Origin of the sequence: Planococcus plakortidis, assembly GCF_001687605.2 — a bacterium.
In the GTDB taxonomy this organism is placed as follows: Bacteria; Bacillota; Bacilli; order Bacillales_A; family Planococcaceae; genus Planococcus; species Planococcus plakortidis.
Genome location: NZ_CP016539.2, coordinates 2677741 through 2690249, shown reverse-complemented (window position 1 = coordinate 2690249; position 12509 = coordinate 2677741). Strand labels below are relative to the sequence as shown.

Genomic DNA, 12509 nt, shown 5'->3' with positions numbered 1-12509 from the left:
GAATAGGGCGGGGCTGCCAAGCATCAAAAAAGCCGCTTCCCTCGATCGGGAAGCGGCTTTTGCTGTTTAGACGGATTGCAGGGCTACAGCAGGGCCGAAGAATTCATAGTGGATCTGTTCATCGGACATGCCGAGTGCACGCAATTCGCTGATCATTTTCTCCATGAATGGAACCGGTCCGCAAACGTATACTTCGCCGCTTGCATCGACCATATCTTCCAGGATTTCACGAGTGATATAGCCTTGCGGTTCATCGGAATACAAAGTTTTGTATTTTGCATTGTCCATTGTGGCGACGTATTTTTGGACGTCTTTGTCGAATGCATGCAAAGTTTCATTACGTGCTGCATGAAGGAATGAAACCGGGCGTTCCGGTGTTTGCGTTGCAACGGTTTCGAACATGCTCATCATCGGCGTGATACCTACGCCGCCGCTGACGAATGCCACTGGCGTTTCGCGTTTTGTATCGAGCACGAATTCGCCGGCAGGCGCACTTACTTCAATGGTGTCGCCTTCGTTCATGTTTTCGTGCAAGTAGACGGAAACCATTCCGTTCGGGTCGTTATCGGATTCGCGTTTGACGGAAATGCGGAACTCATCCGGACGTGATGCTTGTGACAAGCTGTATTGGCGATTGAACAGGAACTCTTCTCCCGGGATCGCCAGGCGGACCGTGATGTATTGGCCAGCTTCATAGCTCGGCACGTTTTTGCCATCCGCAGGTTTAAGATAGAAGGAAGTGATATTCTCGCTTTCTTTGACTTTGCGTGCGATGGTGAAGTCTTTGAAGAAGCTCCAGCCATTTTCCTGGGTTTCCGCTTTTTCGTACATGCCATTTTCGATGCTGATGAAAACATCGGCGATGACGCCATAAGCTTCTGCCCAAGCGTTGATGATGTCGTCTGTCGCTGCATCGCCGAGTACTTCTTTGATCGCCTTCAAAAGATATTCACCGACGATTGGATAATGTTCCGCTTTGACGCCGAGGCTCACGTGTTTGTGGGCGATCTGTTCGACGGCTGGAAGGATCGCTTCCAAATTATCGATATGGACAGCAGCCGCATATACTGTATTGGCAAGCGCTGTTTGCTGGCGCCCTTGTTTTTGGTTGGCTTGGTTGAAGATATTTAAGAGTTCTGGATGGGCTTCGAACATATTGCTGTAAAAAACGGTCGTGATGGTTTTACCGTGTTCAGCTAATACAGGGGCGGTGGATTTGACGATTGTTCTTGTTTGTTCGGATAACATAGTCAATCTCTCCTTTTGTTTTCTATAGTCCCACTATAACCTGAAAAAGTGTTTAAAGATATATTTAAAATACATCTTTAAAATTTAGACACATTTCATTTCACAGAAAAGTCACACATGGAATATTGGCGCAAAAAGCCTGGATTCCGCAGATGCGTTTCCTTTCCAGAAATTCAGGCGGCGAGTATAATGGACGTGCAGGGAAGGTGAGACCAATGAGGTTAACGATGTATACGGATTATTCATTGCGTGTACTCATTTATTTAGGAACGAAAGAAGACGGCAAGTTGACCACCATACAGGAAATTTCCGACGCTTATCATATATCCAAGAACCATCTGATGAAAGTGACCTTTGAACTCGGCAAAGCGGGATTCATTGAAACGGTCAGGGGCAGGGGAGGCGGCATTCGCTTGGCGGACCGCCCTGAGAATATCAATGTCGGGACGGTCGTCCGTCGAATGGAAGAAGACTTCCACTTGGTGGAGTGTTTCAGTTCGGAGACCAATACATGCCCGATTTCCCCTATTTGCGGGTTGAGGGGAGTGCTCGGCAAAGCATTGCATGCCTATTTGGCAGTATTGGATGAATACAATCTGCAAGATCTTCTATTTAATAAAGATGCATTGCGCGAGTTGTTGCGCACATGAAAAAGCCTCCGGTACCGGAGGCTTTTTGTTTACAGTTCAATTGTTTGGGGATCTTTGCCTTTGCGGTTCATCAAGCGCACACGAGTCGGCGTGATCGCCAGGATGATCAAGTTCGGGTCTTCAGGGCCGTCGAACCAGCCGGTCAAGTGCTCATTCCATACTTTATCGATCAGCTCACGGTCATCCCGCAGCGACATTTGCCCTTCGATTTCGAGAAAGCTATCGCCTACGCCTTCACCCTCGTAACCTAGCAGGATGTGTGCGTTCGGGTTCTTCTCCAGTTCATCGACTTTCTGCGTCTGCTTGCTTGTCGCCGTGTATAAAGTGAATTCATCGTTAAAGAAAGTCATGTAACGGGAGTGCGGTTTGTTGTCTTTAATGGTTGCCAAGGTCCCGATCATGCTGTCTTCCAATATTTTTAAGGCTTGTTGTTTCAGTTCTTCTTGTGCCATCCAACTCTCTCCTTTGCAGTGGTATTATCTACCGATAAGCTGCGGGCCAGGAGCCTGCAGATTGAATCATTCAGGATGTTTTTCCTCACTCGCTGAATCATCTTTAGTGTCACGGGGATTTTTCTCGTCTTTCATGTCCTGCTTCAAATCTTCCAAAGGGATGGAATCCACGTTCATTTCTTCTTCGTGCATCTCTGTCATGGTTTCTTTATCGGTTTTGATTTGTTCAGGATTGTCCATTGGAGCCCCGTCGTTCGACTTTCGTTCCTTTTCGTTGAAACGGTCTTTTTCTGCCATTGTTAGCACCTCTCCTTTAGCGTTCTTGTTTATCTATTCCTTAATTGAAACGCTTTAAAACATTCAAACTTGATGGGGGTTACGGGCTCGCGTATGATGAATCCATAGGACTAATTAGGGAGGATGGCTATACGATGACGCAACAAACGAAGGTTAACGTGGGCGGATTGGATTTTGAATGGGACCTCACGGAAGGGCGCTTCCTCTTTGAAGGCCAGAATTCGGTGCTGTTTTGGACTTCCACTGCAATGAAAATGTTTTTTGATTCGATTGAGGAAATCTCCGGGGAAGAGGCGGCAGCTGTCGTTTTGGAATCGACAGGGTATCGGCAAGGCCAGGTAGTGGGGGATTACTTCCACAAAATGGGCGGGGTCTCCGTTCTGAGAGCTTCTGAACTCATCACCAATACATATGCATCAGCCGGATGGGGAGTGGCAACGATCCATAATCTGGACGTCGAAGCCGGGACTTTGGAAGTGACGCTGAAAAACAGCTGGGAATATCAAATCAATGTGGCACAAGGAAAAAAGATCGGCGGCAGTTTTTTGCCTGCCCATTATGCAGGGATCTTCAGCTCGCTTTTGGGCCGCAACATTTGGTATGAAGTTGTCCATTCTCAGATCGAAGGACATGAAGGATGCCTGATCCGTTATTTCCCATCGGACGAGACGATTGAAAAAAATATCCATTCACTGGCACGCCGCAAGGAATCCGAAAAAATCCGCGAACTTGAACAGCTAGTGGACGAAAAGACGGCGGATCTCCATGACATGATTCGTGAACTTTCTTCTCCTCTGATCCCGGTGCTCGAAGATATCGTCGTCGTACCGCTTCTTGGCCGCTACGACGAAGCGCGTGCTGAAGAGCTGTTGTTCAAGACGCTTGAAAATTTGCCGAAATACAAAGCGCGCTATTTGCTGCTTGATTTGACCGGGCTGAATGAAAGCTTCAACCAGCATGCCGCGATGCTCATCGAAAAACTGGGTTCTGCCGCCGGTTTGATTGGCACAAAGACCGTACTGGCCGGTATTTCACCGCATACCAGCATGACGATCACAGAAGCGGGTGTGGATCTTTCGGGGTATGAATGCTTCCGTACCCTTCAGCACAGCATCCATTTCGCTTTAGCGCAAAATGGCAAGACCATCATCTGATGTAAAACTCTTCCTATCCATCCGACGGAAAAGGAGAGTTTTATTTGTTATAAATTTAAATAAATGGATGAAAATGAAAGAAAAATTATTTTGTATATTGAGATTTCTTAAGGACAATGTTAAGCTCAAGGAGAACTATACATAGCTGACCACTGGGGGAGCCGGGATTGACTGGCTGAGACGGGCGAATGCCTGGACCCCTTGAACCTGATCTGGACCATGCCAGCGTAGGGAAGTGGTACGTATGCTTCCACTTGCCTGCATACACCGCTTCCCCATGGGAAAGCGGTGTTTTTTTATGGGCTTAGGAGTCATGCATAAGCTGAGAGGAGTTGAGACATTTTGGAGGAAACATGGGGCTATATGGAGTCGGGGCTTTGCACGCCGGCCTACAATATGGCAATGGATGAAGCATTGATGAACTGGCAGCGCAAGACGGGCATGAAACCCACCCTCCGGTTTTACGGATGGGCGCCAGCTGGGATATCAGTGGGATTTTTCCAGAAATTGAACGGCAGCATCGATCTCGAAAAAGCTGCGCAAATGGGCGTACCCTTGGTCAGGAGGCAGACCGGCGGAAAAGCCGTGCTGCACGACCAGGAATTGACTTACAGCATAGTGATTCCGGAGCATCATCCATCCATGCCGAAGTCAGTGAAAGAAGCGTATTTGGTCATTTCCCGCGGCTTGCTCGAAGGCTACCGGAACTTAGGGATTCATGCACAATTAGCTGCTGAATCTAAGCGGCCGAAAGAATCTTCGGCGGTATGTTTTGAAGAACCATCCTGGCATGAACTGACTGTTGAAGGCAGGAAAGCGGCAGGAAGCGCACAGACAAGAAAACAAGGCATCATTTTGCAGCACGGTTCGATTCCGCTGCAGTTGGATGAAAAACGTTTGTTCGAATTGTTCGTCTACCCGAGTGAATCGGTGAAGGAAAGGGCGCGCCAAGCTTTCCGCACACGCGCTGTCGCGATCAACGAGCTCATGCCAGAACCGGCAAGCTTAGAAAAAGTGCAGCAGGCATTCAAGGCTGGATTTGAAACGGGGCTTGGCATCCGTCTGGAAAAATTCGAACCGCCAGCTGAATTGCTGGAAGAAGTACGTGTGCTCGAAGCCAAATACGCGAGTGAAGAGTGGAACTACCGACGAGAAGAGAAAGGGGAACTTATGCGATGACAAAAACCAAGCAGCGTGAACGTAAACCCGAATGGCTAAAAGTGAAATTGAACACGAACGAAACCTATAATGATCTGAAGAAATTGATGCGTGAGAAAAATTTGAACACGGTATGCGAAGAAGCAAGATGCCCGAATATCCACGAATGTTGGAGCGAGCGCCGCACTGCGACTTTCATGATCCTCGGGATACATGCACAAGAGCGTGCCGGTTCTGTGCCGTCAAGACCGGCTTGCCGAACGAATTGGATTGGGGCGAGCCGGAGCGCGTAGCCGAATCGACGGAAATCATGAACTTGAAGCATGTCGTCGTGACAGCGGTAGCGCGTGATGATTTAAAGGACGGAGGCGCTGCAGTCTTTGCAGAGACGGTGCGTGCCATCCACCGGAAAATGCCGGAAACGACTGTCGAGATTTTGCCGTCCGATATGAAAGGCGATTACGAAAGCCTGCATATGTTGATGAGCAGTGAACCGGATATCTTCAACCACAATATCGAAACGGTGCGCCGCCTGACGAAACGCGTCCGGGCGAGAGCGACATATGACCGTTCCCTGGAATTGCTGAAGCGGGTTAAGGAAATCGCGCCGCATGTGCCGACAAAATCGAGCATCATGGTCGGGCTTGGGGAAACGAAAGAAGAGATCATCGAAGCGATGGATGATTTGTTGGCACACAACGTCGACATCATGACAATCGGCCAATATTTGCAGCCGACATTGAAACACCTGGACGTCGTCCGTTATTACCATCCGGATGAATTCCAGGAATTGAAGGAAATCGCGCTCTCAAAAGGATTTAAGCATTGCGAAGCTGGCCCGATGGTGCGTTCTTCCTACCATGCAGATGAACAAGTGAACGAAACCGCTGTGCAGAAACGCATTAAATACATGAAAGGCGTCGAATCGACAGGCGCAAAAATCGATCGCATCGAATTTTAACGGATAGAGCCAGGCATGGCTGAAAACCATCCTCTGATAAAGAAAAAAGCAACCATGATGCGGTTGCTTTTTCTAGGCTATCGAGAAAGATAAGAAGTCGTATTTTCCGAAGCTTATCGCTCGCTTTCCGTGGGCTCGCGCCCAAGCCTCCTCAGTCGCTTCGCGCCTTGCGGGGTCTCGGTCGTCTCGCTGATCCACAGGAAAGATAAGGTCGACCTACGGGAGACATTATCTTTGCGAAAGTAATGCGCAGCATTATTGAGCAGAGGGGTTTACGAGCGAACGCTTCTCCAAATACTTAGTTTGACCACTGATTTTTGAATGTTGTAAAGATATTCTCCTTTTAATTCGTAATGGGTTAATGGACTTCTTCAACACTCTGAAAAAAGCAACGGCATGATGCCGTTGCTTTTTCCAGGCTGTCGAGAAACCTCGGCAGCTTTTTTGCGTTTCGCTCCAGTCGGACGCTTTCCGCGGGCGCGGCCTCAGCCGCTTCGTCGCTGACGCTCCTGCAGGGTCTTCGGCTCGCGCTGTTTCCGCAGGAGTCGCCGGCTTCCGCTTCACTGTCGGTATTTTTGACTACTCAATTTCAGCGAATCGGATAGGGGAACCCGATTATTTGGCGATTTTGGCGACTTCCACAATCACTTGAGTCGCTTTTTCCATGTTTTCAGCGGAAATAAACTCAAATTTGCCGTGGTAGTTTTCGCCGCCCGTAAAGATGTTCGGCGTCGGCAAGCCCATATAGGATAATTGGGATCCATCCGTGCCGCCGCGAATAGGCAGGATGGCGGGAGCGATGTCCAATGTTTTCATCGCTTGTTCGGCTTGGTCGACGATTTCCATCACCGGCTCGATTTTCTCGCGCATATTGTAATATTGATCCTCAAGTTCGAGTTCGATCGCTTCTGTCCCGAATTCTTCTTGCAAGCTTGCGGCCACTTGTTCCATATGGCGTTTTTTCGCTTCGAATTTGTCCTTATCGAAATCACGCACAATGTACTGCAGCACGGCTTGTTCGACGGAACCATTGAAATTATTCAAATGGATAAAGCCTTCATAGCCTTCTGTTTTCTCGGGCACTTCATGGGATGGCATTTCTGCTTGGAATCGTGTGGCGACCGTGATGGCGTTGACCATCTTGTCTTTTGCAGAACCAGGGTGGACGCTTGTTCCGTGGACGGTCAATTTCGCGCTCGCGGCATTGAAGCTCTCGTATTGAAGCTCGCCAAGCGGCCCGCCATCCATCGTATACGCATAATCTGCACCGAAACGGGCGACATCGAATTTATGCGGTCCGCGGCCGATTTCCTCGTCAGGTGTAAAGCCGATACGGATCTTGCCATGTTCGATTTCAGGGTGGGCCATCAAATATTCCATCGCCGTCATGATTTCGGCAATTCCCGCCTTGTTGTCGGCGCCAAGCAAAGTCGTGCCGTCTGTCGTGATCAAGGTATGGCCGATGTAGTTCTGCAAAGCAGGGAAATCAGCCGTTTTCATCGTCACTTTGCCACTTAGTGGAATATCTTTCCCGTCATAATGTTCGATGCGCTGTGGGTTGACGCCTTTTCCGGTGAAATCGGTCGCGGTATCGACATGTGCGAGAAAGCCGATGACAGGGCGCTGCTCTTCCGTATTCGCCGGCAATGTGCCGAATAAATAGCCGTGTTCGTCCACTTCAACTTCCTCTAAGCCGATATCCTTCATTTCTTTCTCCAGTTCGTTGAGCAGATCCCATTGTCCGGGTGTAGAAGGTGTAGCGTCATTTTCAAAATCGGATTGCGTGTCGATTTTGGCGTAGCGAATCAGGCGTTCGATCAGGTTTTCGATCATTGTAGAGCCTCCTATGTATGGAATGACTCCATTTTAACACGAAATTCGAAATACATAGAAAAACCTCGAACGCCTTTCTCGTTACGTTCCAGCCGGACGCTTTCCGCGGGCACGGCCTCAGCCGCTTCGTCGCTGACGCTCCTGCAGGGTCTTCGGCTCGCGCTGGTCCCGCAGGAGTCGCCGGCTTGCACTCCACTAGCGTCGAATAATTATTTATTCAACTCGCTTTTATATTTCATTAGAAAGTAATTAGGATATTAAATAAATAATTTGTAAACGAAAAGCTATGACTTCCTTAACATCTTTAAAAACCAGCGCCTGAGCGCTGGTTTTTAGTCTTGTTGCTTGGCGGCGAGTGACCGGATATGGGCTTGTTTGACTTGCGCCAGTAAAGCATGTTCAGTCAGCAAACGGTAACCGGTTTGGGCCAATGCTTTTGCCCCTTTGATCAAGGCTTCGTCGCCGGCTTTCGAGCGGGCGGCTTCCCGGAATTCTTCGGTATGGGCAATGAGGCTTTCGGGTCCGATTTTGATGTAGCCGTGGGCAGTCGGCACTTCATAGCTGATGTTGCCGGCATCGGTCGAACCGAGTCCGGAAATGCGAGAGTCGGCTACTTGGTCGCCCAGTGTTTCAAGCTCGGCTTTAAGAATTGCATCGAGTTCAGGCGTAACGACTAAGTCTTTCACTTCGTTCTGGAAACGTTCGATTTCGACCCGTGCGCCTGTTGCGAGGGCAGCACCTTCAGCGATGGCCCGTACTTTTTTCGCCGTCTCCGCTGTTTTTTTCCAAGAATCCCCACGGATATAGAAGCGGGCAGAGGCGTACTCCGGAATGATGTTCGGTGCATCGCCGCCATGCGTGATGATGCCGTGGACCCGGGCATCATCCGGCAGTTGCTGGCGAAGGGCGTTGATGCCATTGAACAATTGAAGCACGGCATCGAGTGCATTGATGCCTTTTTCAGGAGACCCTGCAGCATGGGCCGGCTTGCCGTAAAAATGAAAACTCAAGGGATCGACGGCGAGTGATGGGCCAGTCACAGCTGAATTGCCTGAAGGATGGAGCATCAATGCGGCGTCGATTTTTTCGAGCAGACCGTGTTTGACGAAACTTCCTTTCGCGCTGCCATTCGGCCCGCCTTCTTCAGCGGGGGTGCCGAGGACGACGACGCGCCCGCCGGTCAATTCCAAGGTTTTACTGAGCGCAATCGCGGCTGCAACACTGGTCGTGCCGATAATATTGTGCCCACATGCATGCCCGATGCCCGGCAAGGCGTCGTATTCAGCAAGAAACGCGACGGTCGGTCCAGGCTTTTGGCTGTCGCGGACTGCGTAAAAAGCGGTGTGGTGGCCAGCGACACCGTATTCAACCTGGAATCCCGCTTCTTCAAGCAATCCGGTCAACAGTCCGCTCGCGAACACTTCTTCGTTGCCGATTTCCGGATTTTCATGGATGGCATGGCTGATGCGTAAATACTGTGCACGGTTCTTGTCGATCGATTCCGTAATTGTCTCGCGCGCTTCGCTAATGATGGTCATGTGATCGTCCCCCTCGAATGGAATTTCATTTTTCAACGGCATGCAACTGCAAATCGTTTGTTTACTTATTGGTAATCGACTAATTCTTCAACCGAAACGAAAGTCGGGATTTGAGCGCCTTCGGTATGCTCGATGACAAATTCAGCTGTATCTTCTTCCTGATACAATTCGACGATGCGCTGATACGCTTCGTTATCTTCCTGGCCTTTTTGTGCGGCAATCAAGTTGATATATGGTTTTGCCGTATCGCTTTCGCGGGCGATAGGGTCTTCTGTCGGGTTCAATCCGGCGTCGACGGCGATGCCATTATTGACGACGGAAGCAGCGACATCGGCCATGGCACGCGGCGTATGGCCGGAAGTCATAGGGACTATTTCGATGTTTTTCGGATTCTCGACGATGTCTGCTTCTGTCCCCGTCAGCCCTGCCTCGTCTGATAAAGTGATAAGTCCGGATTCATCGAGCAAAAGAAGCGCGCGGCCCATATTGGTCGCTTCATTCGGCATGGCGATCTGGGCGCCATCAGGAAGTTCTTCGATCGAGTCGTATTTTTCGGAATACAAGCCCATCGGCGCAATGACGGTAGAGCCGATCGGGACGATATCGACATTGTGCTCTTCGACAAATTCATCGAAATACGAGATGGTCTGGAAAGCATTCAAATCGAGTTCACCTTCAGCAAGTGCCAGGTTTGGCGCGACGTAATCCGAAAAGGTGATGATGTCGAGCTCGATGCCTTCTTTTGCGGCTTTATCGCCGACATAATCCCAGATGGTCGTATCCGATCCGCTGATGCCAAGTGTCACTTTCGTGGTTTCTCCGGCTGAGCTGTCATCTCCACATGCGGTGAGAAGTGTGGCTAGTCCTGCTGTTGCTATAAGTGCTGTCAGTTTTTTCATGGTGAAATCCTCCAATTGGGTTTTTATAATAGTTGATTTGATTGATCGATAGGTTAATGCGGATTAAGTTAACTCCGCCGTACTCTTCTGGACATAAGGTTGCCGAGCGATTGGACGCCTTGGACTAGGACAACGAGAATAGCGACAGTCAAGAACATGACCAGGGTGTCGAAACGCTGATAACCATAAGTGATGGCCAAGTCGCCAAGCCCGCCGCCTCCGATCGCGCCGGCCATGGCGGATGCGCCGATCAAGCCGACGATGGCGATCGTCAAGGCGAGAACAAGGGAGCTGAGCGCTTCCGGAATCAGGAAGCGGAAAATGATCTGGCCGGGAGAGGCACCCATTGCCTGTGCGGCTTCGATGACGCCTTTATCGACTTCAAGCAAAGAGTTTTCGATGAGCCGGGCGATGTATGGCCCTGCGTAGAATACCAGTGGGACAATGGCTGCGGCCGTGCCGATCGAGGTGCCGACAATGATGCGCGTCAATGGAATGATGGCGACCATCAGAATGATGAATGGAACCGAACGGAAAATATTGATGATAATGTTCAATACGTTGAAGACCGCTTCGTTTTCCAGCAAATGTCCTTTTCTTGTAACGACCAGCAAGATGCCGAGCGGCAAGCCGATGAACAGTGAGAACACGAATGAAGCGCCCGTCATGTAAAGCGTTTCCCATAGAGCTTCGAGGATTTGCGATTGATCAACCTGCATGCTGCTGCACCTCCTCTACTTGGATGTTGTCGTTGCGGATCGAGGCAAGAGCCCGGTCGATTTCAGTGGGTGCGCCGTCGAATTCCACAATCAAGTTGCCGTACGGAATGCCTTGAAGTTCGGTAATATTGCCGAACAATACATTCAAATCAAGCTGGAATTCGCGCGATACCCTTGACATGAACGGCTGGCCGACCGAATTTCCGGTAAACTGCACCCGGTAGATCGGCCGTGCGCCATCATTATGACGGATCTGCTCAAGCAGGGAGTCCGGCAATTCATCGTTCATGACGGAACGGACGAAACGCTTCGTCGTCGAATGCTTTGGATTGGTGAACACTTCAAATACGCTGCCTTGTTCGATGACGCGCCCCTCTTCAAGGACTGCCACTTTGTCGCAGATTTCCCGGATGACGCCCATCTCATGGGTGATAAGCAAAATGGTGATGTTGTATTCCTGGTTGATGCGGCGCAAAAGATCCAGGATCGACTGGGTCGTCTGCGGGTCAAGTGCCGACGTTGCTTCATCGCATAGCAGTATTGATGGGTTTGTGGCGAGTGCCCGCGCAATGCCGATGCGCTGCTTTTGCCCGCCGGATAGTTGGTCGGGGTATTTCTTGGCTTGGTCGGCAAGCCCGACAAACTCCAATAGTTCTGCGACTTTCCGGTCGACTTCCGCTTTCGGGGTCTTGGCCAGGAGCAGCGGCATCGCGATATTATGGTGCACGGTTTTTGAGTTCAGCAAATTGAAATGCTGGAAGATCATGCCGATGTCTTTTCGCGTATCGCGGATTTTACGTGCGCTCAAAGTGGAAATATCCTCCCCGTGGATGAGCACGCGGCCTTTCGATGGGCGCTCGAGCAAATTCACTGTGCGGATCAATGAGCTTTTTCCGGCACCGCTGAATCCGATGACGCCGTAAATCTCGCCGGTCTCGACGGTCAAATCGATGCCGTTGAGTGCATGGACTTGCTGTTTGCCGGATACATAAGTTTTCTCGACTGCTTCAAATTGAATCATGGTGTCCCTCCTGTGGCTGCAAATAACGATTCGAATGAGTGCGTACGAACACTTTCTTGAAATAACAACAAAAAGCCCTCTTTTTTCTTGTCCACAAGAAAAAAGAGGGCTCCAAAATATGAAACCATCTCATTCTCATCTTCCAAATGCCGAAGCATTTGCAGGAATTAGCACAGTTTTCGCGGATTTGCGAATCTGCTGCCGAAACGTCATAGGGCCTGTCCCTCGATTTCTCTGGATAAGAAAGTGATGTAAGCTATTCAATTCGTGATTCCTACTCTATTTTGAATTAAGGAAAAAGTCAACAGCTTTTGAAGATTTTTTTTTGGCGGCCCCAGACATTTATAGTAGTTAAAATTTTTTGAAAAATATGCTTGACTTTGAATGGCGGTGTCCCCTATACTTTTCCTCAAGCAAAAAAATAACTGAATACTCTTATCACGAGAGGCGGAGGGAATAGGCCCTACGATGCCCGGCAACCGACAGGCTCATGTCTGGAAAGGTGCTAAATCCTACAGCGCGCATTTGCGTCGCTGAAAGATAAGAGGAGGCAAATCCGTATATGACGGCCCTCTTCTT

11 protein-coding genes, 1 pseudogene and 3 riboswitches are annotated in these 12509 nt (G+C 49.7%); of the genes and pseudogenes, 4 read left to right on the top strand and 8 right to left on the bottom strand.

Features of this window, described 5'->3' with window-relative positions; genetic code table 11:
- Window positions 1–66 precede the first annotated feature (66 nt).
- On the bottom strand, window positions 67–1248 hold the full coding sequence (gene hmpA / locus BBI15_RS13430) for an NO-inducible flavohemoprotein (RefSeq protein ID WP_068870278.1): 1182 nt from the start codon (window positions 1246–1248) through the stop codon (window positions 67–69).
- Between the two features lie 215 nt (window positions 1249–1463).
- Between hmpA and BBI15_RS13425 the strand changes: the two genes are divergently transcribed.
- Entirely contained in the window at window positions 1464–1898 is a 435-nt protein-coding gene (locus BBI15_RS13425; RefSeq protein ID WP_068870276.1) for an RrF2 family transcriptional regulator, read from the top strand.
- A gap of 29 nt (window positions 1899–1927) precedes the next feature.
- Here BBI15_RS13425 and BBI15_RS13420 read toward each other — a convergent pair whose 3' ends face one another.
- Window positions 1928–2350 (bottom strand): pyridoxamine 5'-phosphate oxidase family protein, encoded by a 423-nt coding sequence (locus BBI15_RS13420; protein ID WP_068870274.1) that lies wholly within the window; start codon window positions 2348–2350, stop codon window positions 1928–1930.
- A gap of 66 nt (window positions 2351–2416) precedes the next feature.
- Window positions 2417–2647, bottom strand: coding sequence for a hypothetical protein (locus BBI15_RS13415; protein ID WP_068870272.1), 231 nt, complete (start codon window positions 2645–2647; stop codon window positions 2417–2419).
- A 134-nt stretch (window positions 2648–2781) separates the two neighbouring features.
- Between BBI15_RS13415 and BBI15_RS13410 the strand changes: the two genes are divergently transcribed.
- The 3 genes and pseudogenes from BBI15_RS13410 to lipA all read left to right on the top strand — a co-directional run bounded on the left by BBI15_RS13410 (window position 2782) and on the right by lipA (window position 5920).
- Window positions 2782–3801, top strand: coding sequence for an STAS domain-containing protein (locus BBI15_RS13410; protein ID WP_068870270.1), 1020 nt, complete (start codon window positions 2782–2784; stop codon window positions 3799–3801).
- A gap of 144 nt (window positions 3802–3945) precedes the next feature.
- A riboswitch (TPP riboswitch) is annotated at window positions 3946–4052 on the top strand.
- A gap of 88 nt (window positions 4053–4140) precedes the next feature.
- Window positions 4141–4980: a lipoate--protein ligase family protein gene (locus tag BBI15_RS13405; protein ID WP_068870268.1), complete on the top strand. Its 840-nt coding sequence runs from the start codon at window positions 4141–4143 to the stop codon at window positions 4978–4980.
- Window positions 4977–5920: pseudogene (gene lipA / locus BBI15_RS13400) on the top strand (lipoyl synthase). Before BBI15_RS13405 ends, lipA begins: the two are co-directional and overlap by 4 nt.
- Before the next feature lie 615 nt (window positions 5921–6535).
- Here the strand turns inward: lipA and pepT are convergent.
- The 5 genes from pepT to BBI15_RS13375 form a co-directional block, all read right to left on the bottom strand.
- Window positions 6536–7753: a peptidase T gene (gene pepT / locus BBI15_RS13395; protein WP_068870266.1), complete on the bottom strand. Its 1218-nt coding sequence runs from the start codon at window positions 7751–7753 to the stop codon at window positions 6536–6538.
- A 332-nt stretch (window positions 7754–8085) separates the two neighbouring features.
- Window positions 8086–9291 (bottom strand): M20 family metallopeptidase, encoded by a 1206-nt coding sequence (locus tag BBI15_RS13390; protein WP_068870264.1) that lies wholly within the window; start codon window positions 9289–9291, stop codon window positions 8086–8088.
- Between the two features lie 65 nt (window positions 9292–9356).
- Window positions 9357–10190 (bottom strand): MetQ/NlpA family ABC transporter substrate-binding protein, encoded by an 834-nt coding sequence (locus BBI15_RS13385; RefSeq protein WP_068870262.1) that lies wholly within the window; start codon window positions 10188–10190, stop codon window positions 9357–9359.
- A 68-nt stretch (window positions 10191–10258) separates the two neighbouring features.
- On the bottom strand, window positions 10259–10909 hold the full coding sequence (locus BBI15_RS13380) for a methionine ABC transporter permease (protein WP_068870260.1): 651 nt from the start codon (window positions 10907–10909) through the stop codon (window positions 10259–10261).
- Window positions 10899–11930 carry a methionine ABC transporter ATP-binding protein gene (locus BBI15_RS13375; RefSeq protein WP_068870258.1) on the bottom strand — a complete coding sequence of 344 codons (1032 nt, stop codon included), beginning with the start codon at window positions 11928–11930 and terminating at the stop codon, window positions 10899–10901. Before BBI15_RS13375 ends, BBI15_RS13380 begins: the two co-directional genes overlap by 11 nt.
- A gap of 132 nt (window positions 11931–12062) precedes the next feature.
- Window positions 12063–12175, bottom strand: a riboswitch (SAM riboswitch).
- A 187-nt stretch (window positions 12176–12362) separates the two neighbouring features.
- Window positions 12363–12477: riboswitch (SAM riboswitch) on the top strand.
- Window positions 12478–12509 lie beyond the last annotated feature (32 nt).

Coding starts and splice junctions, on each gene's coding strand:
- hmpA (WP_068870278.1), bottom strand. CDS start 1,248: ATGTTATCCGAACAAACAAGAACAATCGTCAAATCCACCGCCCCTGTA.
- BBI15_RS13380 (WP_068870260.1), bottom strand. CDS start 10,909: ATGCAGGTTGATCAATCGCAAATCCTCGAAGCTCTATGGGAAACGCTT.
- pepT (WP_068870266.1), bottom strand. CDS start 7,753: ATGATCGAAAACCTGATCGAACGCCTGATTCGCTACGCCAAAATCGAC.
- BBI15_RS13375 (WP_068870258.1), bottom strand. CDS start 11,930: ATGATTCAATTTGAAGCAGTCGAGAAAACTTATGTATCCGGCAAACAG.
- BBI15_RS13415 (WP_068870272.1), bottom strand. CDS start 2,647: ATGGCAGAAAAAGACCGTTTCAACGAAAAGGAACGAAAGTCGAACGAC.
- BBI15_RS13390 (WP_068870264.1), bottom strand. CDS start 9,291: ATGACCATCATTAGCGAAGCGCGCGAGACAATTACGGAATCGATCGAC.
- BBI15_RS13420 (WP_068870274.1), bottom strand. CDS start 2,350: ATGGCACAAGAAGAACTGAAACAACAAGCCTTAAAAATATTGGAAGAC.
- BBI15_RS13425 (WP_068870276.1), top strand. CDS start 1,464: ATGAGGTTAACGATGTATACGGATTATTCATTGCGTGTACTCATTTAT.
- BBI15_RS13410 (WP_068870270.1), top strand. CDS start 2,782: ATGACGCAACAAACGAAGGTTAACGTGGGCGGATTGGATTTTGAATGG.
- BBI15_RS13385 (WP_068870262.1), bottom strand. CDS start 10,190: ATGAAAAAACTGACAGCACTTATAGCAACAGCAGGACTAGCCACACTT.